This window comes from Microbacterium sp. NPDC089189 (genome assembly GCF_040685095.1).
GTDB lineage: Bacteria > Actinomycetota > Actinomycetes > Actinomycetales > Microbacteriaceae > Microbacterium.
Map to the genome: position 1 here is coordinate 1 of NZ_JBFBHG010000038.1, position 20,226 is coordinate 20,226.

The 20,226-nt window shown below is 70.9% G+C and carries 21 protein-coding genes; 13 read left to right on the forward strand and 8 right to left on the reverse strand.

Annotated features, from left to right (window positions below):
- Positions 1-115: 115 nt before the first annotated feature.
- Positions 116-901, reverse strand: a complete 786-nt coding sequence (locus AB0N73_RS15385; RefSeq protein ID WP_363565055.1) for an anti-sigma factor — start codon at positions 899-901, stop codon at positions 116-118.
- Positions 898-1,488 (reverse strand): ECF RNA polymerase sigma factor SigK, encoded by a 591-nt coding sequence (gene sigK, locus AB0N73_RS15390; RefSeq protein WP_363565057.1) that lies wholly within the window; start codon positions 1,486-1,488, stop codon positions 898-900. The genes AB0N73_RS15385 and sigK overlap by 4 nt, the downstream gene beginning before the upstream one ends.
- 248 nt (positions 1,489-1,736) lie before the next feature.
- Between sigK and AB0N73_RS15395 the strand changes: the two genes are divergently transcribed.
- Complete coding sequence (locus AB0N73_RS15395) at positions 1,737-2,396, forward strand: fasciclin domain-containing protein (protein WP_363565059.1); 660 nt, start codon at positions 1,737-1,739, stop codon at positions 2,394-2,396.
- Between the two features lie 71 nt (positions 2,397-2,467).
- On the opposite strand, the gene AB0N73_RS15400 is transcribed toward AB0N73_RS15395, so the two are convergent.
- Together AB0N73_RS15400 and AB0N73_RS15405 are read right to left on the reverse strand one after the other, a co-directional pair.
- On the reverse strand, positions 2,468-3,568 hold the full coding sequence (locus tag AB0N73_RS15400) for a DUF4349 domain-containing protein (RefSeq protein WP_363565061.1): 1,101 nt from the start codon (positions 3,566-3,568) through the stop codon (positions 2,468-2,470).
- Positions 3,565-4,113, reverse strand: coding sequence for an RNA polymerase sigma factor (locus AB0N73_RS15405; RefSeq protein WP_363565063.1), 549 nt, complete (start codon positions 4,111-4,113; stop codon positions 3,565-3,567). Before AB0N73_RS15405 ends, AB0N73_RS15400 begins: the two co-directional genes overlap by 4 nt.
- 136 nt (positions 4,114-4,249) lie before the next feature.
- Between AB0N73_RS15405 and AB0N73_RS15410 the strand changes: the two genes are divergently transcribed.
- Positions 4,250-5,263, forward strand: a complete 1,014-nt coding sequence (locus AB0N73_RS15410) for a TerC/Alx family metal homeostasis membrane protein (protein ID WP_363565065.1) — start codon at positions 4,250-4,252, stop codon at positions 5,261-5,263.
- A gap of 23 nt (positions 5,264-5,286) precedes the next feature.
- On the opposite strand, the gene AB0N73_RS15415 is transcribed toward AB0N73_RS15410, so the two are convergent.
- A complete protein-coding gene (locus AB0N73_RS15415; RefSeq protein ID WP_363565067.1) occupies positions 5,287-6,603 on the reverse strand; it encodes an LLM class flavin-dependent oxidoreductase in 1,317 nt (438 codons plus the stop codon).
- Positions 6,600-7,931 (reverse strand): PLP-dependent transferase, encoded by a 1,332-nt coding sequence (locus AB0N73_RS15420; RefSeq protein ID WP_363565069.1) that lies wholly within the window; start codon positions 7,929-7,931, stop codon positions 6,600-6,602. The genes AB0N73_RS15415 and AB0N73_RS15420 overlap by 4 nt, the downstream gene beginning before the upstream one ends.
- Positions 7,932-8,171: 240 nt before the next feature.
- Between AB0N73_RS15420 and leuC the strand changes: the two genes are divergently transcribed.
- The 6 genes from leuC to AB0N73_RS15450 are packed head-to-tail and all read left to right on the forward strand — an operon-like array spanning position 8,172 to position 14,517.
- The gene (gene leuC, locus AB0N73_RS15425; protein WP_363565071.1) at positions 8,172-9,647 is read left to right on the forward strand and encodes a 3-isopropylmalate dehydratase large subunit; all 1,476 of its coding nucleotides are present in this window, start codon (positions 8,172-8,174) and stop codon (positions 9,645-9,647) included.
- Position 9,648: 1 nt separating this feature from the next.
- Positions 9,649-10,260, forward strand: coding sequence for a 3-isopropylmalate dehydratase small subunit (gene leuD, locus AB0N73_RS15430; RefSeq protein ID WP_363565073.1), 612 nt, complete (start codon positions 9,649-9,651; stop codon positions 10,258-10,260).
- A gap of 11 nt (positions 10,261-10,271) precedes the next feature.
- Positions 10,272-11,636 carry a UDP-N-acetylglucosamine 1-carboxyvinyltransferase gene (gene murA / locus AB0N73_RS15435; RefSeq protein ID WP_363565075.1) on the forward strand — a complete coding sequence of 455 codons (1,365 nt, stop codon included), beginning with the start codon at positions 10,272-10,274 and terminating at the stop codon, positions 11,634-11,636.
- Positions 11,636-12,406, forward strand: coding sequence for a lysophospholipid acyltransferase family protein (locus tag AB0N73_RS15440; RefSeq protein ID WP_363565077.1), 771 nt, complete (start codon positions 11,636-11,638; stop codon positions 12,404-12,406). The genes murA and AB0N73_RS15440 overlap by 1 nt, the downstream gene beginning before the upstream one ends.
- Positions 12,399-13,535: an NAD(P)H-dependent glycerol-3-phosphate dehydrogenase gene (locus tag AB0N73_RS15445; protein WP_363565079.1), complete on the forward strand. Its 1,137-nt coding sequence runs from the start codon at positions 12,399-12,401 to the stop codon at positions 13,533-13,535. The genes AB0N73_RS15440 and AB0N73_RS15445 overlap by 8 nt, the downstream gene beginning before the upstream one ends.
- Positions 13,435-14,517 carry a D-alanine--D-alanine ligase family protein gene (locus tag AB0N73_RS15450; protein ID WP_363565081.1) on the forward strand — a complete coding sequence of 361 codons (1,083 nt, stop codon included), beginning with the start codon at positions 13,435-13,437 and terminating at the stop codon, positions 14,515-14,517. Before AB0N73_RS15445 ends, AB0N73_RS15450 begins: the two co-directional genes overlap by 101 nt.
- Before the next feature lie 3 nt (positions 14,518-14,520).
- On the opposite strand, the gene AB0N73_RS15455 is transcribed toward AB0N73_RS15450, so the two are convergent.
- A complete protein-coding gene (locus AB0N73_RS15455) occupies positions 14,521-14,988 on the reverse strand; it encodes a DUF3515 family protein (protein WP_363565083.1) in 468 nt (155 codons plus the stop codon).
- Between the two features lie 42 nt (positions 14,989-15,030).
- On the opposite strand from AB0N73_RS15455, the gene thiL reads away from it, so the two are divergent.
- Positions 15,031-16,011, forward strand: a complete 981-nt coding sequence (thiL, locus tag AB0N73_RS15460) for a thiamine-phosphate kinase (protein ID WP_363565085.1) — start codon at positions 15,031-15,033, stop codon at positions 16,009-16,011.
- Here the strand turns inward: thiL and rsmD are convergent.
- Positions 15,981-16,559 carry a 16S rRNA (guanine(966)-N(2))-methyltransferase RsmD gene (gene rsmD / locus AB0N73_RS15465; protein WP_363565087.1) on the reverse strand — a complete coding sequence of 193 codons (579 nt, stop codon included), beginning with the start codon at positions 16,557-16,559 and terminating at the stop codon, positions 15,981-15,983. The two genes, thiL and rsmD, sit on opposite strands and share 31 nt — an antisense overlap.
- Before the next feature lie 50 nt (positions 16,560-16,609).
- Here rsmD and AB0N73_RS15470 point away from each other — a divergent pair, with 50 nt between their 5' ends.
- From AB0N73_RS15470 to rpmF, 4 genes are all read left to right on the forward strand, one after another.
- A complete protein-coding gene (locus AB0N73_RS15470; RefSeq protein ID WP_363565089.1) occupies positions 16,610-18,784 on the forward strand; it encodes an ATP-dependent DNA helicase RecG in 2,175 nt (724 codons plus the stop codon).
- Between the two features lie 41 nt (positions 18,785-18,825).
- Positions 18,826-19,326: a pantetheine-phosphate adenylyltransferase gene (gene coaD, locus AB0N73_RS15475; RefSeq protein ID WP_363565091.1), complete on the forward strand. Its 501-nt coding sequence runs from the start codon at positions 18,826-18,828 to the stop codon at positions 19,324-19,326.
- Positions 19,327-19,431: 105 nt separating this feature from the next.
- Positions 19,432-19,929 carry a YceD family protein gene (locus AB0N73_RS15480; protein ID WP_363565093.1) on the forward strand — a complete coding sequence of 166 codons (498 nt, stop codon included), beginning with the start codon at positions 19,432-19,434 and terminating at the stop codon, positions 19,927-19,929.
- A gap of 13 nt (positions 19,930-19,942) precedes the next feature.
- A complete protein-coding gene (rpmF, locus tag AB0N73_RS15485; protein WP_019179169.1) occupies positions 19,943-20,152 on the forward strand; it encodes a 50S ribosomal protein L32 in 210 nt (69 codons plus the stop codon).
- Positions 20,153-20,226 lie beyond the last annotated feature (74 nt).

The following is a 20,226-nucleotide window of genomic DNA, read 5'->3' on the forward strand; positions in this document are numbered from 1 at the left end:
CACTTTAAAAAAACTTTCTCAACACCACTTTCTCCCCCCCTTGTCTTTCCCATTCCCGTCAACCGTCCCTCGGGGCCGCCCGTCCGCCCCCCCCCGCTTCTTCCTCGATCGAGGATCAGGTGGTGATCGCCAGCACCGGGTCGCTCGAGGGCAGACCGGTGGGGGAGCCGCCGTCGGGCTCGATCGTCACGGCGATGATGTCGCCGGAGTGGAAGTCACCCGAGAGCTCGGCCACGGTGTCGCCCGACTCGGAGGCGCTGAAGGTGCCGGCGGAGAGGGGCTCACCGCCGCGGACGAACCACAGCTCGTAGGTCTGATCGTCGGTGAGAGCGGGCAGCCCGTCCGTCACCAGAGCGGCGCGCGAGAGCGAGCTCGACCAATGGGCGGTCGCCTCGGACCCGTCGGGAAGCGCGACCGAGGCCGATCGCGCATCGGGAGCCGACTCGATCTGCTCGAGGGCGACGACGGACGCGGGCGGCGCGAACACCTGGCCGACGAGAACACCGCCGACGCCGACGGCCACCAGCACGGCGACGGATGCGGCGAGGGCGAACATCCGACGCGAGCCGCGGCGGGCGCGACCGGCCGCGGTGACGGGTTCGCGCGCGGCGAGGGTCGGCTCGGCGAGGGGAGGCTCAGCGTCGGCCACGGGAGCGGCGGGCGCCGGCGGGTCCTGCGGCATCGTGGCGATGCGGGCGAGCAGGGATGCGCGGATGTGGGCGGGCGGCACCGTCTCGGGTGCCGCGTCGGCCAGACCCGCTGCGGCATCGAATGCGGCAGCCACGTGCACATCCCATTCCGGGTGCGCACGCAGGGCCGCGTCGAAGGCACGCTCGTCGTCGGGGGACAGCGCGTTCACCGCGCGTCCTGCCGCGAGTTCCTGGAAGTCGTTCTCGGTCATTTCTGCACCCCCATCTCCGTCCTCAGGCGAGACAATCCGTCACGCATCCTGGTCTTCACCGTCCCCAGTGGGGCCCCCACCAGAGCAGCGATCTCGCTCTGGCTGTAGCCGCCGAAGTACGCGAGGGTCAGCGCTTCGCGCTGGGGCTCGGGGAGCCCCTTCAACGCTCGGGTGACGCGCTGTCCCTCTATCTTGAGTTCCACATGTTCGGAGACCCCGTCGTGAGCCACGTCGAGGTCGCGAAGACCGATCCGCGCATCACGGTCCGCACTCGACTGCGCGGATCGCACGCGATCCACCGCTCGTCGGTGTGCGATGGTCAGCACCCACGATCTTCCCTGTCCCTTGTTCGGAGTGAAACGGCTCGCGGATTGCCAGATCTCCAGGAAGACCTCCTGCAGGACCTCCTCGCTCTGCGAGGGATCCACGAGCACCCGGCGGATGAGCCCGAACACCCGCGACGACAGCATGTCGTACAGCTGCGCGAAGGCCGCCTGGTCGGCGGATGCGATGCGCTCCAAGAGGTCCGCGACGGGGTCGGTGGGATCCGACCCGTCGTCCGAGACGTGTACGCCGTCGATCACCATCCCCCCAGCATGCCTCATCCTGCGCCGGCAGCCGGCAGCCGGGATCGGCGTCGGTCTCGTTACGCGCGTGTATGCGCGGGCGCGCGCGAGGCCGCCGACGTCTGCGGAATCCGATCTCGAATTCGAGCAATCCGATTCCGCCCAGGCGCCGAACAGCTCATGTACCTCGCCTCGGCCGGGTGCAACGTTCCCGGCACCGGGGATGTGTCTTTCCGGGCCGGACACGGCTCTCGACAACGGAGGAAGTCATGCTGAAGAAGAAGAAGATCACGGCCGGATTCGTTCTGATCGCGGCGTCCGCGTTCGCTCTGTCCGCCTGTTCCATGGGCTCGACCACCGCAGCGCCCGAGGAGACGGCATCGTCGATGCCGGAGACCAGCGCACCCTCGACCGACACGATGGACCCGGCGGCCAACCTGGTCGGCGCCGGCTGCGCCGCCTACGCCGAGATGGTTCCGGACGGCGATGGATCGGTCGCCGGCATGGCAGAGGCGCCCGTCGCCGTCGCCGCGTCGAACAACCCGCTGCTGACGACGCTCACCGCGGCCGTGAGCGGACAGCTGAACCCCGATGTCGACCTCGTCGACACGCTCAACGGCGGCGAGTTCACCGTCTTCGCTCCGGTCGATGACGCCTTCGCGAAGATCGACCCCGCCGTGATCGAGTCGCTCAAGACCGACAGCGCGACCCTCACCTCGATCCTGACCTACCACGTGGTTCCCGGCCAGGTCCAGCCCGACGAGATCGTCGGAACGCACGCCACGGTGCAGGGCGCCGATCTCGAGGTCACCGGCAGCGGCGACAACCTAATGGTCAACGGTGAGTCCACCGTCATCTGCGGTGGCGTCCAGACCGCGAACGCCACGGTCTACCTCATCGACACGGTGCTGATGCCGCCGGCATCCTGACCGTCGATCGACCCGAACGGTCGACGACCCGGCCGCCGGTTCCCTCGGGGACCGGCGGCCGTTTCGTGCGTTCAGTCCGCGTGTGCGCCCGGCGCAGCGCGGCGCTCCCGGCGACGGCGCGCGAGCCGGCGTGCGCCCCAGACGACGGCACCGGCGACGGCGACGATGACGATCCAGGGGAGCAGGAAGCCGAGCCCGATCACGATGCCGTTCGCGGCGGCGACCAGACCGTTCCACCCGGCGACGATGCCGTCGCCGAAGCCGGCGGGATCGGCCTGCGGGGCGGCCGCGGGCTCGGAGAGGGTGACCGTCAGCGACGACATCGACACGGTGCTCTCGAGCGCGGTCAGCTGCTGGCGATCCGCGTCGAGTGCTCCTTGACGATCCGCCAACGCCGACTCGGCGGCGATGAGGTCGGCGACGCTCGCCGACTGTGCGAGAAGCTCGGTCAGGCGGGCGACCGACGTCTCCTGTGCGGCGATGCGCGCGCGCAGATCCACGGCCTGGTCGGTGACGTCGACCCGGGAGATGGACGAGCTCGTCACCTCTCCCTCCGAACCGGCGGCGTCGACCACCGCATCGAGCCGGTCCGCCGGCACACGGACGGAGATCGTGTTCTGCGCCGGGACGCGCAGCGACGAGCCATCGGGCGACTCCACCGCCGCGCTGGCGGCGACCGACTCGACGTATCCGCCCGCGTCCTCGGCCAGCGCGGCGATGCGTTCCTGCGTGCGGGCGAGGTCGTCCACCACGACGGACATCCATCCGGAGGCGGCGACCTCCCGTTCCGACGGGGCCTGCGCGATGTCGCCGGACCCCGGATCGGCGAGACCGCCTTCGAGGGTCGCCCCGTCGACCCCCTCCGGAATCGACTCCGCGCCGCGGACCACCGCGCCATCGAGCGCGGGCGCCGGGATGCTCGTGACGGGGTTGCCCGTGCCCGTGCCCGTGCCCGTCACGACGGGCGAGACGAGCGCCGCGACGGCCACGACGGCGACCGCCGCTGCGGCTCCCGCCCAGATGCGGCCACGCCTCGCGCGTCGCCGCATCCGGTCCGTCTCGATCTCGCGCAGCACGCCGCGCTCCATGCGCAGCACCTGCGCGTCGCTCGGCCCGTCGGGGAGCGTCGCCCCCTCGGCCTCAGCCGGACGTCGGTCGTCGGAATATGTCATGGTGCGTTCCCCTCCTGCAGGGTGTTCCGGAGTCGCCGCCGGATTCGGGAGAGACGGTTGCGGACGGCGCCGGAGGTGAGGCCGAGTTCGGCGGCCGCGGCCTCGTAGGCGTACCCGTGGCTGACGCACAGCACGAAGATCTCCCGGTCGGTGTCGGACAGGGCGGCCACGTCGCGGGCGATCCGCTCGGCGACCTCGGCGTCGATGGCGTCCTGCTCCACATCCAGCCGAGCCGGCGTGCGCTCGTCGACGACGCCCCGCGCGAGCGCCTGATCGCGCCGGAGCGCCCGCATGCGGTTGGCGCAGACGTAGCGGCAGATCGTCGCCAGCCAGGGAAGCGCCGATGCGCCTTCCAGCTGGAAGCCGTCGAGCTTGCGCCAGGCGGTCACGAAGGCGTCCTGCGTGGCGTCCTCCGCATCGGCAGCGCTCGGCAGGAGCGCCGCCGCCACACGGTAGACGGCATCCACGTGGCGCCGGTACAGCGATCGGAAGGCTTCGGCGTCGCCCGCGGCCGCGAGCGTCGTCAGCTCTCCATCGGTCGTCATCGCGTACGTCCCCCGTTCGACCCGCCGTCGGCGGGATCCTCGTCGCTCACCCTCAGGTGTCATCCCGGATCCGATCGTCTCAAACCGATCCGGTGACGCTTACACTGGGGCGTCCCCACTCCCCGGAAAGGCTCGCATGGGCTACGACATCCCGGTGTGGTTCCAGATCGTCGCGCTCGCGGTGCTCGTGCTGATCCTCGCCGCCGACCTGCTGATCATCTTCGCCCGCCCGCACATCCCCTCGACCCGTGAGGCAAGTCTCTGGGTCGCGTTCTACGTCGGGCTCGCGCTGGTCTTCGCGCTCGTGCTGCTGCTCGTGACCGGCAGCGGGGACGCGGCCGGCGAGTTCGTCGCGGGCTGGCTGACGGAGTACAGCCTGTCCGTCGACAACCTGTTCGTCTTCGTGCTGCTCATGGGCCAGTTCGCCGTCCCGCGCAAGTATCAGCAGGAGGTGCTCATGGTGGGGATCATCATCGCCCTCGTGCTGCGCGGCATCTTCATCATGCTCGGCGCGGTCCTCATCGAGAACCTCTCGTGGATCTTCTACGTCTTCGGCGTCTTCCTCGTCTACACCGCCTGGCGCCAGGCCTTCCCGGGCGCCGATGACGATCACGGTGCGCAGAAGGAGACCGGCATCGTGCGGTTCCTCCGCCGATTCGTCGACATCAGCGATCACTACGACGGATCGAAGCTGCGCACGACGGTCGGCGGGCGTCGCATCTGGACGCCGATGATCCTCGTGTTCGTCGCGATCGGATTCACCGACCTCGTCTTCGCGATCGACTCGATCCCCGCGATCTTCGGGATCACCCAGAGCCCCTTCATCGTGTTCACCGCGAATCTCTTCGCGCTGATGGGGCTGCGGCAGCTCTACTTCCTGCTCGGCGGACTCCTCGAGCAGCTGCGCTACCTGCACTACGGAATCGCCTTCATCCTCGCCTTCATCGGCGTGAAGCTGTTCTTCCACGCGCTGCACCAGAACGAGCTGCCGTTCATCAACAACGGCGAGCACGTGGAGTGGGCTCCGGACATCTCGACGATGGCGTCGCTGGCGGTGATCGTGGCGGCCATGTCGGTGGCCACCATCGCGAGCCTCGTCGCGTCGCGTCGCGAGCGCGCGCGGGCCGACTCCGAACACGCGGAGGACTGAGCGACCGGCGGCGCCGCCGTCGCTCAGAACGCGCGCAGGTTCGCGCCCAGGCCGCCCGGGACGAGCTCGTCGCGCAGGATGCCGCGCCGGCGCAGGATCGGCACCAGCTCGTCGAGTGTGCGGTGCACCGAGACGGGGTGCAGGTCGCCCCAGAGGAGCACGCCGTCGTTGCCCCAGGTCCCCAGCTCCTCGATGCGGTCCGCGAGCTCGGCGGCGGTGCCGACGAAGCCCGAGCCGTCCGACAGACGCCCCAGTCGGGCGTGCGCGGCGAGCAGGGTCCGCAGCGGGGTCGTGGCGATGTCGTGATCGCCGACGAGGCGCCGGATGCTGCCGTGCGACACATGATCGGCGAAGATCGCCGGGTCCAGCGGCGCGTCCGGGTCGAGAGCGGTGAGATCCGTCTCGAGGTCGGAGGACTGACGGCGGGCGATCGTGCGGATCGTCTCGTCGTCGGGGTCCAGCGACCGGGCCACGAGGCGATCGGCCTCCTCGGCGGAGCCGACCAGGACGGGCTGGATGGCGAAGAGGATCGTGATGTCGGAGGGGCGGCGTCCCGCCGCGACCGCGGCGTCGTGGATGCGGCCGCGGTAGGCGCGGATGCTGGCTTCGTCGAGAGGCGCGAGGGCGAGCTGCACATCGGAATTGGCCCCCGCGAACCCGAGCCCGCGACCGGAGCCGCCGGGCGAGACGATGACGGGCTCTCCGTCGGTGAACGGCAGCGCGTTCAGCGGGCCGTCGAAGGAGAAGTACTCGCCGCGATGCGCCACGGGCCTCATCCGCGAGCCGTCCGCGTAACGATCGTCCGAGCGGTCCTCGACGAGCGCACCCTCGTCCCAGCTGCGCCAGAGCGCGCGCACTCCCGCGAGCCACTCCTCGGCGCGGTCGTAGGCGGCGTCGTGCCCGAGGGCGGGCGCCGTGCCGAAGTGCCGCGCGCTGCCGGTGTCGGTGACGACGTTGAGGCCCAGCCGGTGCCCGCTCAGGTGCTGCAGCGAGGCGAACTGCCGCGCCGCCGTGTAGGGGAGGACCGCCGCGGGGTTGACGGTCGGGACGACGCCGAGGCGCTCCGTCGCGGCGAAGAGGTACGGGGCGAGCAGCAGCGGGTCGTGCTTGGGCCCGCCGAAGGCGTGACGCACCCGCAGATCGATGGTCTCGGCCGAGCCCAACGACGGCGCGTCCTCGATGATGAGCAGGTCGAATCCCGCCTGCTCGAGCAGCCGCGCCGACTCCTGGTACAGCCGGGGCTCGGTCCACCGGTAGCCCCAGTCGAGGGAGGGGCTGCCCCAGCCGTGCGGCCCGAATCCGCGGGCCAGGAACCATCCGAAGTGCTGCGGTCGGCTCACGGCAGGACCTCGACGACGCGGCTCTCCGCAACGCTCGCGGCCGCGCGGAGGGCGTGCCCGAGATCCGCGATCAGGTCGTCCGGATCCTCGATCCCGATCGAGAGACGCAGGGTGCCCGGCTGCACGCCGAGCGCGAGCCGCGCCTGGTCGGTGTGCTGGGCGTGGCTGGTCGTGGCGGGGTGGAGCACGAGCGTGCGGACGTCGCCCAGATGCGTCATGTGCGTCACCACCTCGACCGCCTCCACGAACGCCCGGGCGGCGGGCTGCCCGCCGGCGAGGGTGAAGGTGAAGACCGAGCCGTAGCCCTTCGTGAGCAGACGCTCCCCGAGGTCGTGGTGCGGGTGCGAGGGGAGGCCGATGTAGTCGACCGAGCTGACCTCGTCGCGCTCCTCGAGCCACCGGGCGATGCGCAGCGCGTTCGCCGACTGCTCCCGCACCCGCAGGTGCAGGGTGTCGATGCCCTGCGAGACGAGGAAGGCGTTCAGCGGCGACGGGGTCGGGCCCAGGCGCGGCGCCACCGACTCGCGGATGTGCGCGAGTCGGGCCGATCCGCCGTGCCGTTCCCAGACGCTGGGCGCCCCGGAACGGCTCGTCGCCACCAGGTGGGGGAAGAGCGCCCCGGCCCGGGCGGCGTCGAAACGGCCGTCGTCGACGATGACGCCGCCGAGCGCTGCGCCGTGGCCGGCCAGGAACTTGCTCGCGGAATGGACGACGATGGCCGCGCCGTGCGCGAGGGGGCGGAGCAGGTACGGCGTCGCGAACGTGTTGTCGACCACCAGCGGCAGGGCGCGTTCGTCGGCCACCGCGGCGATCGCTGCGACGTCCAGCAGATCGTTGCGCGCATTGGCGATCGATTCGGCGAAGTAGAGGCGTGTGTTCTCGCGGGTCGCGGCGCGCCAGGCGTCGGGCGAGGCGATGTCGTCGACGAAGTCCACGGAGATGTCGAAACGGTCCAGCAGATCGAGCAGGAGCCCGCGCGTGCCCTCGTAGATGTGGTGGGAGCTCACGATGTGATCGCCCGCGGAGAGCAGCGCGAGCAGCGTCACCGACACGGCGGCCTGACCGCTGCCGAGGAAGACGGCGCCGGCGCCCTCCTCCAGAGCGGCGATCCGGCGCTCCAGGGCGTCGATGGTCGGGTTGCCGGTGCGGGTGTAGCCGAAGCCGGCGCCGGTGCCGAAGTGGCCGGCGGCATGGTCGAAGTCCTCGAAGCGGAAGCCCGCGGTGAGGTAGATGGGAACGGTGCGGGATGCGGCATCCGCCCACTCGGCACCGGAATGCACCTGTCGCGTGGCGAAGCCGACGTCCCGAGGGCTGTGTCGGTCGGTCATGGAGAGTCCTGTCGGGTCGAACGTCGCCCCAGACTGGCACGCGCGCGCCGGGCTCGGCCAGCCGGACGACACACACGGACACCGGGCCCGGGCCGGGGTGCGGATCGGCGGTGGTAGCCTGACCGTGTGCGGATCGCTCGCCTTCTCCTTCGCAGCCGCGACGAGTCCTAGTCCCAGGCCTCCCTCGTCGCGGAGTTCGTTGCGGGCTTGATCCACCGTCATCCTCAGGAGAACGACAGCATGAGCATTTCCGACCCGTCCGCGTCCATCGTGGACAACCCGCGCACCCTTGCCGAGAAGGTGTGGGACAACCATCTGGTGGTCAAGGGCGAGGGCGGCCAGCCCGACCTCATCTACATCGACCTGCACCTGGTGCACGAGGTCACCAGCCCCCAGGCCTTCGACGGCCTGCGCGCCGAGGGGCGGGGGCTGCGCCGGCTCGACCTCACCATCGCGACCGAGGACCACAACACCCCGACGCTCGCGATCGACAAGCCCATCGCCGACCCGACGAGCCGTCTGCAGATCCAGACCCTGCGCGACAACGCCGCCGAGTTCGGGGTGCGCATCCACTCCCTCGGCGACGCCGAGCAGGGCATCGTGCACGTCGTCGGTCCGCAGCTCGGGCTGACCATGCCCGGTATCACCGTCGTCTGCGGCGACTCCCACACCTCCACGCACGGCGCCTTCGGGGCCATGGCCTTCGGCATCGGCACGAGCGAGGTCGAGCACGTCATGGCGACGCAGACGCTGCCGCTCAAGCCCTTCAAGACGATGGCGATCACGGTGGAGGGCGAGCTCCGCCCCGGTGTGACCGCGAAGGACATCATCCTCGCCGTCATCGCCAAGATCGGCACCAACGGCGGCCAGGGCTATGTGCTCGAGTTCCGTGGCAGCGCCATCCGCTCGCTCTCGATGGAGGGCCGGATGACGATGTGCAACATGTCGATCGAGGCCGGGGCGCGCGCCGGCATGGTCGCCCCCGATCAGACGACGTTCGACTACCTGCAGGGGCGCCCGCATGCGCCCACCGGCCAGGACTGGGACGATGCCGTGGCCTACTGGCGCACGCTCCCGAGCGACGAGGGCGCCGTCTACGACGCCGAGGTGTTCCTCGACGCGAACGAGCTCGAGCCCTTCGTCACGTGGGGCACGAACCCGGGGCAGGGCGTGTCGCTGAGCGATGTCGTGCCGAACCCGGCCGACATCGCCGACGCCAACGAGCGGGTCGCCGCCGAGCGCGCGATCGAGTACATGGATCTGACGCCGGGCGTGCCGCTGAAGGACATCCCGGTGGATGCGGTCTTCATGGGGTCGTGCACCAACAGTCGCATCGAGGACCTGCGGGCCTTCGCCTCGGTCATCGAGGGACGGACCAAGGCCGACGGCGTTCGCGTCATGGTCGTGCCCGGATCGGCGCGCGTGCGGCTCGAGGCCGAGGCTGAGGGCCTCGACAAGGTGTTCATCGCGTTCGGCGCGGAATGGCGTTTCGCCGGGTGCTCGATGTGCCTCGGCATGAACCCGGACCAGCTGGCGCCGGGGGAGCGGTGCGCGTCCACCTCGAACCGCAACTTCGAGGGGCGCCAGGGCAAGGGCGGGCGCACGCACCTCGTCTCGCCGCTGGTCGCCGCCGCGACCGCGGTGCGGGGCACCCTGTCCAGCCCCGGCGACCTGGAACCGCTCGTCGCGCACGCGGGCGTCGGAGTGGAGGCCTGACATGGAGAAGTTCACCGTTCACACGGGTGTGGCCGCGCCGCTGCGGCGTTCGGCCGTCGACACCGACCAGATCATCCCCGCCGTCTACCTCAAGCGCGTCACCAAGACCGGCTTCGAGGACGCGCTCTTCGCCAACTGGCGTCAGGACCCCGACTTCATCCTCAACCAGCCGACGTTCTCGTCGGCGTCGGTGCTGGTGGCCGGACCCGACTTCGGCACCGGTTCGAGCCGCGAGCACGCGGTGTGGGCGCTGCGCGACTACGGATTCCGAGTCGTGCTGAGCACGAAGTTCGCCGACATCTTCCGTGGCAACGCGGGCAAGCAGGGGCTCGTGACGGGCATCGTGTCGGAGCCCGATCTGGAGGCGCTCTGGGCCGCGATCGATGCGCAGCCCGGCGTGGAGTTCACGGTGGATCTCGATCGGCGCGACGTGTCGGTGGGCGACATCCGGGTCCCGTTCGAGATCGACGATTACACTAGGTGGCGGCTTCTGGAAGGTCTCGATGACATCGGACTGACCCTCCGGAACGAAGACAAGATCGCCGCCTACGAGGCGCGACGAGAATCCTGGAAGCCGCGGACCCTACCGATTCCGCCCCTTCCCGCACAGTGAGGCATCCGCTTATGACACTCCTCGGCGACACCGCAACCTCCGGCGGCTGGAATGCGGGGGAGGCAGAAGTCCTCGCGATCCGCGGCGGCCGCGCGCTCTCCGGCACGGTCGAAGTGAAGGGGGCCAAGAACCTCGTCACGAAGGCCATGGTGGCCGCGCTTCTCGGCGAGAGCCCGTCGACGTTGCGCGACGTCCCCGAGATCAGCGACGTCGCCGTGGTGCGCTCGCTCCTCGAGGTGCACGGCGTGCGCGTCGTCGAAGGCGACGAGCCCGGCTCGCTCGTGCTCGACCCGCGCGACGTCGAGAGCGCCCACATGGAGGAGATCGACGCGCACGCGGGTGCCTCCCGCATCCCGATCCTCTTCTGCGGACCGCTGCTGCACCGACTCGGCCAGGCGTTCATCCCCGACCTCGGCGGATGCCGCATCGGCGACCGTCCGATCGACTTCCACCTCGACGCCCTCCGCAAGTTCGGTGCGACCGTCGAGAAGCTGCCCAGTGGCATCCGGCTCTCCGCTCCGCGCGGCCTGCACGGCGCGAACATCCACCTGCCGTACCCGAGCGTGGGCGCGACCGAGCAGGTGCTGCTGACCGCCGTCCGCGCCGAGGGCGTCACGGAGCTGCGCAACGCCGCGATCGAGCCCGAGATCATGGATCTCATCGCGCTGCTGCAGAAGATGGGCGCGATCATCTCCTACGAGCCCAACCGCGTCATCCTGATCGAGGGCGTGCCGAAGCTCAACGGCTACGACCACCGCGCGATCTTCGACCGCAACGAGGCCGCCAGCTGGGCGAGCGCGGCGATCGCGACCGACGGCGAGATCTTCGTCGCCGGCGCGCGCCAGCAGGAGATGCTGACCTTCCTCAACGTGCTCCGCAAGGCCGGCGCCGACTTCGACGTGCGTGCCGACGGCATCCTGTTCCGCCGCGGGGAGAACCTGCGCCCGGTCACGGTCGAGACCGACGTCCACCCCGGCTTCATGACCGACTGGCAGCAGCCGCTGATCGTCGCGCTCACGCAGGCCACCGGACGCTCGGTCGTCCACGAGACGGTCTACGAGAACCGGTTCGGCTTCACGCAGGCGCTGGTGAAGATGGGCGCCGACATCACGGTGTACCCGCACGGTCTGCAGGAGGGCCCGCGGCGCGTGCCGCGTCGCTCCCTCGAGCAGGCCGCGGTCATCACCGGACCCACCGCGCTCCACGGCGCCGACATCACGGTTCCGGACCTGCGCGGCGGCTACAGCCACGTCATCGCGGCCCTCGCGGCCGAGGGCACGTCCACCGTCAGCAACATCGGCATCATCCGCCGGGGCTACGCGGACTTCCTGCCGAAGCTGTCCGCCCTGGGCGCCGACTTCGACGTCATCGGCTGATGGCACCCGCCGCCGCCCGGCGACGCCACGCGTCGGCCGAGAAGACGCGTCCGAGCGTGTTCTGGTTCCTCGCCGGCATCGTCGTGCCGCTGACCGGCCTGATCGCGAAGATCGAGATCGAGGGCGGGGAGAACCTGCCCGAGGACGGCCCGTACATCCTGGCGCCCAACCACCACAGCGAGATCGATCCCGTGATCGTGGCGGTGGCCGTCTGGCGTCTGGGTCGGGCGCCGCGCTTCATGGCGAAGGACAGCCTCTTCCGCGTCCCCGTGCTCGGCTGGGCGCTGCGGGTGACCGGCATGATCCCGGTGGGGCGGGGCGGAGCCGCATCCGCGGCCAAGCAGGCGCTCGAGACCGCAGGACACCTCGCCGAGAAGCGCGCGGGTGTGATCGTGTACCCCGAGGGCACCCTCACGCGCGACCCCGACCTCTGGCCGATGCGCGGAAAGACGGGTGCCGCGCGACTCGCGCTGGCCGGCGACATCCCCCTCATCCCGATGGCGCAGTGGGGCACGCAGGGCATCCTGCCCCGCTACGGCAAGCTGAGCCTCTGGCCGCTGCGCAAGCGGGTACGCGTGCTCATCGGCCCGCCCGTCGATCTCAGCGGCTTCGAGGATCGCGCGCTGCACCCGGCGGCGCAGCAGGAGGCCACCGGTCGCGTGATGGATGACATCGCCGGACTCCTGGGAGAGCTCCGCGGCGAGACGCCGCCGGCGGTGCGCTGGAACCCCGGCGCCCACGGCCAGAACGAGACCGGACGCCTTGAGTAGGCGCGCAGAGGTCCGCCCGCAGCGCGTCGCCGTCCTCGGTGCCGGCAGCTGGGGGACGACGTTCGGCAAGATCCTCGCCGACGGGGGAGCGGACGTCGTCATGTGGGCGCGGCGCCCGGAGCTCGCGCGCGAGATCCACACCGCCAAGCGCAACAGCACCTACCTTCCGGGCATCAACCTCCCGCGCTCCATGTCGGCGACGTCGGAGCTCGCCGAGGCGATCGACGGCGCGGAGCAGGTCTACCTGTCGATTCCGAGCCAGTCGCTGCGGCAGAACCTCGTCGGGCTGCGTCCGCTCCTGGCCGAGTCGGACGTCCCGATCGTGTCGCTCATGAAGGGCGTCGAGAAGAGCACCGGACTGCGGATGAGCCAGCTCATCGAGCAGGAGCTCGCCTGTGATCCCGACCGGATCGCGGTGGCCTCGGGACCCAACCTCGCACTCGAGATCGCCAAGGAGCAGCCGACGGCCGCCGTGATCTCCTCGACCAACCTGGAGACCGCGGAGGTCGTGGCGCGCCGGGCGCGCAACCACTACTTCCGGTCCTTCGTGAACACGGATGTCATCGGCACCGAGTTCGGCGGAGTGCTCAAGAACCTCATCGCGGTCGCCATCGGCATCGTCGACGGCGTGGGGTACGGCGAGAACACGAAGGCGTCCATCATCACCCGCGGTCTCGTGGAGATGACGGACTTCGCCGTCGCGCAGGGGGCGCAGCCCGGCACGCTGCAGGGGCTCGCGGGCCTCGGCGACCTGATCGCGACCTGCCAGTCGCCGCTCAGTCGCAACAACACCGCGGGGCGACTGCTCGGGCAGGGATACAGCTTCCAGGACGTCGTCACCCAGATGCAGCAGACGGCGGAGGGGCTGGCCTCGGTGGCGCCGATCCTCCAGCTCGCCCGGGCGAGCAACGTCGAGATGCCGATCGTCGAGCAGGTCAAACGCGTGCTCGACGGCACGATGAACCCGCGTGAGATCGCTCCGCACCTGACGACAGACGATGACACCCCCCAGGGGGAGAGGACCCAGAATGAACAATCCGGTCGTGGTGGTGCTGTTCGGCGGGCGCTCCAGCGAGCATTCGATCAGCTCCGCGACGGCGGGCGGAGTGATGGGCGCCCTCGACCGTGACCGCTATCGGGTGATCCCGGTGGGGATCACCCGGGACGGCGCCTTCGTCCTCGAGGCCGACGACCCGGCGCGTTTCGCGCTCGATCCCGCGCACATGCCCGAGGTGCTCGACAACGGAACGCGCATCCTCTGGCCCGAGTCCGCCGGAGATCGCGTCCTGCGCGTGCGCGAGGTCGACGGCTCGGTCCGCGAGCTCGGACGGGTCGACGTCGTGCTGCCGATCCTGCACGGCAGCCACGGCGAGGACGGCACCATCCAGGGGTTCTTCGACACGCTCGAGCTGCCGTACGCCGGCGGCGGGGTGATCGATTCCGCGCTGTGCATGGACAAGCACTTCATGAAGATGGCGCTCGATGCGGCCGACGTCCCCGTCTCGCCGGGCATCACGGTGCGCGCGCACGAGGCCGACGCCGAGAGCGTCCTCCGGCGCATGGCGGCGCATCCGATGCCGTGGTTCGTGAAGCCGGCGCGCGCGGGGTCTAGTGTCGGCGTCTCGAAGGTGCGTGTGCCCGAAGACCTCGACGAGGCGCTCCGCCTCGCCTTCGCCGAGGACGACAAGGTGCTCATCGAGCGCGGCGTCGTGGGGCGCGAGGTGGAGGTGGGCGTCCTCGAGGGGCGCTCCGGCGCCCCCGCCCGCGCCTCGCTGCCGGGTGAGATCGTGCTGAACGGACGCGAGTTCTACGACTTCGAGGGCAAGTACCTCGGTGGCGACGGCGTGGATGTCGTCTGCCCGGCCGACCTCACGGCCGAGGAGATCTCCGCGGTGCAGCAGATGGCGCTGCGCGCGTTCGCCGCCGTCGACGGCCGGGGACTCGCCCGCGTGGACTTCTTCCTGACCGCCGACGGTCCGATCGTCAATGAGCTCAACACCATGCCCGGGTTCACGCCGATCTCGATGTTCCCCAAGTGCTGGATCGCAAGCGGCATGACCTATCGCGATCTCATCTCCGAGCTCATCGACACCGCGCTCGAGCGCGGCTGAGTGTCACTCGGTGCCGGGACGCGCCGTGCACTCGCCGTCGCGCGGCAGCTTCGCCACCAACGGCGACACGGCATCGAGCACCTCGGTGCTCGAGACGATCTCGTTGTCGAGGTAGACCTGCACGGCGGGCGTGCGCCCGAACGACGTGACGCGGTAGCGGGGGGCCTCGCTGTCGTCGATGATCCAGTCGACGCCGCCGACGCTCTGGCACGGCAGCTCGCTCGGGCCGGGAGGAGTGACGCCGCAGGTGAGGATGACGGCCGCCGGATCCCCCCAGGCGCCGGTGGCCTGCGCGTCGGTCCACCGACGGCTCTCACCGGCGACGCTCTGCGGCAGATACGCGGTGATCTCGGCGCAGAGCGGGTCGTTCGCGTCGGCCGCGGGCTCCAGGGCGACGGTGCTCGCGCATCCGCTCAGACCCGCCGCGACCGTGGCCAGGATCAGCAGACGGGTCACGCGCGATCGGATCACCCCTCCAGGCTAACCCGCCGGCCGGAGCGGTAGCGTGAGGGAGTGACTGCGTCCCGGCCCGACCCCCGTGTGGGAGACCTGTCCGAAGGGCAGATCCTGCGTCGTATCCTCGATCGGCTCGGCCCCGGGCGTGCCATCGTCGGCCCCGGCGACGATGCGGCGGTGATCGAGGGCGGTCGGATCGTCGCCACGGTCGACACCCTGGTGCACGGACCCGACTTCCGGCTGGCCTGGACGAGCGGCTTCGACCTGGGGTGGAAGGCGGCGGCGGTCAATCTCGCGGATGTCGCCGCGATGGGCGCGCGCCCCACCGCTCTCCTCGTGGCGCTCACGTTGCCGGACGATACGCGCGTGTCCTTCGTCGAGGCGCTGGCGGACGGACTCCGCGCCGCCTGCGAGGCCCTTGCACCGGGCTGCGCGGTGGAGGGCGGGGACCTGACGGTGTCCGAGACGCTGACGGTCGCGGTGACCGCGCTGGGCGTGCTGGACGGCCCGCCCGTGCTGCGCTCCGGCGCCCGTGCCGGCGACACGGTCGCCCTGGCGGGGCGCGCGGGGGATGCGGCGCACGGGCTCGCCCTGCTCTTCTCGCGATTCGTCCGTGACGGCATCCCGGTGCCCGTCGACGACGCCGCGCTCGACGAGATCGAGCGCGAGGCGGTGGTCGCGCAGCTGCGTCCCGCGCCGCCCATCGCGCTCGGGCCCGTCGCCGCTCGCGGCGGGGCGCGCGCCATGATGGACGTCTCGGACGGTCTGCTGCTGGATGCGTCGCGTCTGGCGGACGCCTCGGGCGTGACCATCGACCTGCGCCGTGCCGCCCTCGGGCCGGAGGCCGCACGCGCCCTGGCGGGCGGTGAGGACCACGCACTGCTGGCCGCGTTCCCGCCGGGCCCGCTGCCCGAGGGCTTCCGTGCGATCGGCGTCGTCGGAGGTCGCGGCGCGGCGCCCGTGACGGTGGACGGCGCCCCCGCCGAGGCCGCCGGAGGCTGGGATCCCTACCGGGACTGGGACGCCGGACGCGGCTGAGCCCACCACACGACGGTGTCGCCGTAGGTGCGGGTGCGCACCTCATCCAGGTCCGCCGCCGCCCAGTCCGGCTCGGCGGCGCGCTTGCCCCGTTCGACGACCACGAGCGCGTCGTCGTCGAGCAGGGGGCGCACGAGCGCCAGGGCCTCGGCCAGTTCGGCGTCCGCAAGATCGTACGGCGGGTCGAGGAAGACCAGATCGAAGGTTCCGGAGCCGCGCTGGAGGAAGGGCGCCACCGCACTCCGGTGCGCACGGGCCGCGCCGCCCCCGACGGCCTTCGCGACGCGGGCGGCGTTGCGGGTCGCCGCGGCGGCGGCCGCGGGGCCGCGCTCGACCAGGTCCGCGGACGACGCGCCGCGGCTGAGGGCCTCGAGCCCGAGCGCACCCGAGCCCGCATACAGGTCGAGCACGCGCGCGCCGGAGAGAGCGTCGGCCGCCTCGAGGGCCCCGAGGAGCGACTCGCGCACGCGTTCGCTGGTGGGACGGGTCCCGGTGGCGGGGACGTCCAAACGGATGCCGCCCGCAGCGCCGGCGATGATGCGTGTCACGTGTCCAGCCTAGCCAGGGCGTGGGGGAGGCCCGCTCTAGACTCGTGCTCATGCCCGTGACCCTGGACAGTCGTCTCGACGCCGAGCTGGGGGGCAAGACCGCGACCGCCATGGAGCGCGCATTCGGCATCCGCACGGTGGGTGAACTCCTCTCGCACTACCCGCGCCGCTACGCCAAGCACGGCGAGCTCACCCCGATCGACTCCCTCATCGTCGACGAGCAGGTGACGATCGTCGCCCAGGTGCGCAGCGCCAGTGAACGGCGCATGCAGAACCGGCGCGGCTCGCTGCTGGAGGTGGTCATCACGGACGGCAACGGCAACCTCACGCTCACCTTCTTCAACCAGTCGTGGCGGCTGAAGGATCTGCGCCCGGGGCGACGCGGCACCTTCTCGGGCAAGGTCGGCGTCTATCGCGGTCATCAGCAGCTCGCGCATCCCGACTACGAGCTGTTCGACGACGAGGAGTCCGCGGTCATGACCGCGCAGGCCTACGCCACGACGCCCATCCCGCTGTACCCGGCCACCTCGACGGTGGCGAGCTGGCAGATCTCCACCATCGTCGGGCACGCCCTCGACCTGCTGGGACCCCTCGACGATCCGCTGCCCCAGGGGCTCCGCGAGACAGAGCACCTGCTCGACTTCCGCACCGCGCTCGAACGCGTCCACCGGCCCGAGTCGGAGGACCAGGTGCCGGATGCCATCCGCACGCTCCGCTGGCACGAGGCGCTCATCCTGCAGACCGCTCTGCTGCAGCAGCGGGGGCTCGTGCGTGCGCTGTCGGCCATCCCGCGTCCGGCCGGCGCGCTGCGCGACCGCTTCGACGCCGCGCTGCCCTTCTCGCTCACGCCCGACCAGGAGAGCGTCGGCCAGGCGATCGCGACGGATCTCGTCGGCCCGTGGCCCATGAACCGGCTGGTGCAGGGAGAGGTGGGGTCGGGGAAGACCCTCGTCGCCCTCCGCGCCATGCTGCAGGTCGCCGAGAGCGGCGGGCAGGCGGCGCTCATCGCGCCGACCGAGGTGCTCGCCGGGCAGCACCTGCGCTCCCTCACCCGGATGCTGGGGCCGAATCTGGCTCCAGAGCTCATGCCCACGCTCCTCACCGGGCAGATGGGTGCGGCGGAACGGCGGAAGGCCGCCCTCCGTGTCGCGTCGGGGCAGTCGCTGATCGTGGTCGGCACTCACGCGCTCCTCAGCGCCAAGACCACCTTCGCCGACCTCGCGCTCGTCGTGGTCGACGAGCAGCACCGCTTCGGCGTCGAGCAGCGCGAGACGCTGCGTGCGAAGGGCACGAGCCCGCACGCCCTGGTGCTGACCGCCACGCCGATCCCGCGCACCGTCGCGATGACGGTGTTCGGCGACCTCGACGTGTCGACCATCCGCACGATGCCCGCGGGCCGAGCGGGCATCGAGACGTTCGTCGCCCCCGTGGCCGAGCGTCCCGGGTGGTTCGACCGGGTCTGGGCACGCGCCGCCGAGGAGGTCGAGAAGGGCCACCAGGTGTTCGTCGTGTGCCCCGCCATCGACGTCGACCCCGCCGGAGGCGCCGAGGCGGAAGCCGAAGTGGAGGCCGAGCCCGCCGATGCCCCGGACGACGTCGAGACGCGTCGCACGCGGTGGGGTGTCGTGCAGGTCGCGGCGCTTCTCGCGGAGCATCCCCTCTTCGCCCGCCTGCGTGTCGCCGTGCTGCACGGGCGTATGCCCGCCGACGAGAAGGACGCCATCATGCGTGCGTTCGCGGCCGGCGACATCGACGTCCTCGTGGCCACCACGGTGATCGAGGTCGGCGTCGACGTCCCCAACGCATCGACGATGATCATCCTCGACGCCGACCGCTTCGGCGTGTCGCAGCTGCATCAGCTCCGTGGACGCGTCGGACGAGGAGGCGTCCCCGGACTGTGCCTGCTCGTCACCGAGGCCGAGCCGGGGTCGTCCGCCCGATCGCGCGTCGAGGCGGTCGCGTCGACCCTCGACGGGTTCACGCTCGCCGAGGTCGACCTCGAGCTGCGCGGCGAGGGCAACGTCCTGGGGGCGGCGCAGTCCGGCGCGCGGTCGTCGTTGCGCCTCCTGCGCGTGGTGACCGATGCCGACCTGATCGCCCGGGCGCGGGAAGAGGGCGAGCGCATCCTCGCCGACGATCCGGCCCTCATCCGGCACCCGGGGCTGGCCGACGCGATCGACCGGCGCCTGGACCGCGAGGAACGCGCGGCGCTCGGAAAGAACTGAGGACTCGCCGTCGGTCGCGTCGCCGCCGCTAGGGTGGAGGCGTGAGCAACCGGATCGCCGTCGTCCCCGGCTCCTTCGACCCGCCGACCCTCGGCCATCTCGACGTCATACGCCGAGCGGTCGAGCTGTACGACGAGATCCACGTGCTGGTGGTGCACAACCCCGGCAAGGAGGCCATGCTGCCGATCGCGCAGCGCGTGTCGCTGCTGGAGCAGTCGATCCACGAGGACGGCATGGATGCGTCGGGGCTCACCGTGGCCTCGTGGAGCATGGGGCTGCTCGTCGACTACGCCACGGATGTCGGTGCGGGCGTGCTCATCAAGGGCATCCGGTCGCAGGTCGACGTCGCGTACGAGACGCCGATGGCCATCGTGAACCGGCATCTCGCCGGCATCGAGACGGTGTTCCTGCTGCCCGATCCCTCGCACGCCCTGGTGTCGAGTTCGCTCGTGCGACAGGTCGCGGGACTCGGCGGCGACGTGGCGCCCTACGTCCCCTCCGCGGTCGCGCGCTTCCTCGACACCGGCGCGCGCGGCGTCTGACCCGACCCGCCGTCGTCCACCCCGGGCTAGACTCTCGGAGTGAGAAACCGTCGGCCAGGGCCCTACAGCGTCAACGTCCGCGATATCGTCCACCGCCCGGGTGAGATGCGCGAAGCGACCTTCGACGTCACGCTCCCGGAACGCTGGGGCGAGGCGCTCGTGTCGATCCCCGCGGCCGACACGGTCGAGGTCTCGGTGCGCCTGGAGTCCGTGCACGAGGGCATCCTCGCGACCGGCGACGCCCACGCCACCTACGTCGGGGAGTGCGGTCGATGCCTCACCGACATCTCCGGGCCCGTCGAAGTCGAGTTCCAGGAGCTTTTCGCGTATCCTGGTGGGGAAGCGACCGACTTCGAGGTTCAAGACGACCACGTGGATCTTGAAACTCTTGTCAGGGATGGTATCGTCTTGTCGCTTCCGTTCCAGCCGGTGTGCCGGCCGGATTGCCCAGGTCTCGACCCCGTGACCGGTGAGCGTCTGGCCGACCATCCCGTCTCGGCACCGTCCGAAGCCCTCGATCCTCGCTGGGCAGCGCTCGCGGGGCTCGCGTCGGAACCGGTCGAAGAACCCGGTGACACAGGGCGAAGCCCACAGAACTCGTAGGAAAGAGAAGACCATGGCAGGTAACCCCCCGAAGCGCAAGGTTTCGCGCTCCAACACGCGTTCGCGTCGCGCGCAGTGGAAGGCCGAGGCCCCCACGCTCGTCAAGACCATCGAGAACGGCAAGGTCGTCTACAGCCGTCCCCACCAGGCGAAGGTCGTCACCGACTCCCAGGGCACCGAGCTCTTCCTGGAGTACAAGGGCCGCAAGGTCGCTGACGTCTGAGCCACGTCCTATGACGGACGAGGTGGCGGATCTCTCCGCACTTTCCGAGAAGCTCGGGGTGGATATAGAACCCC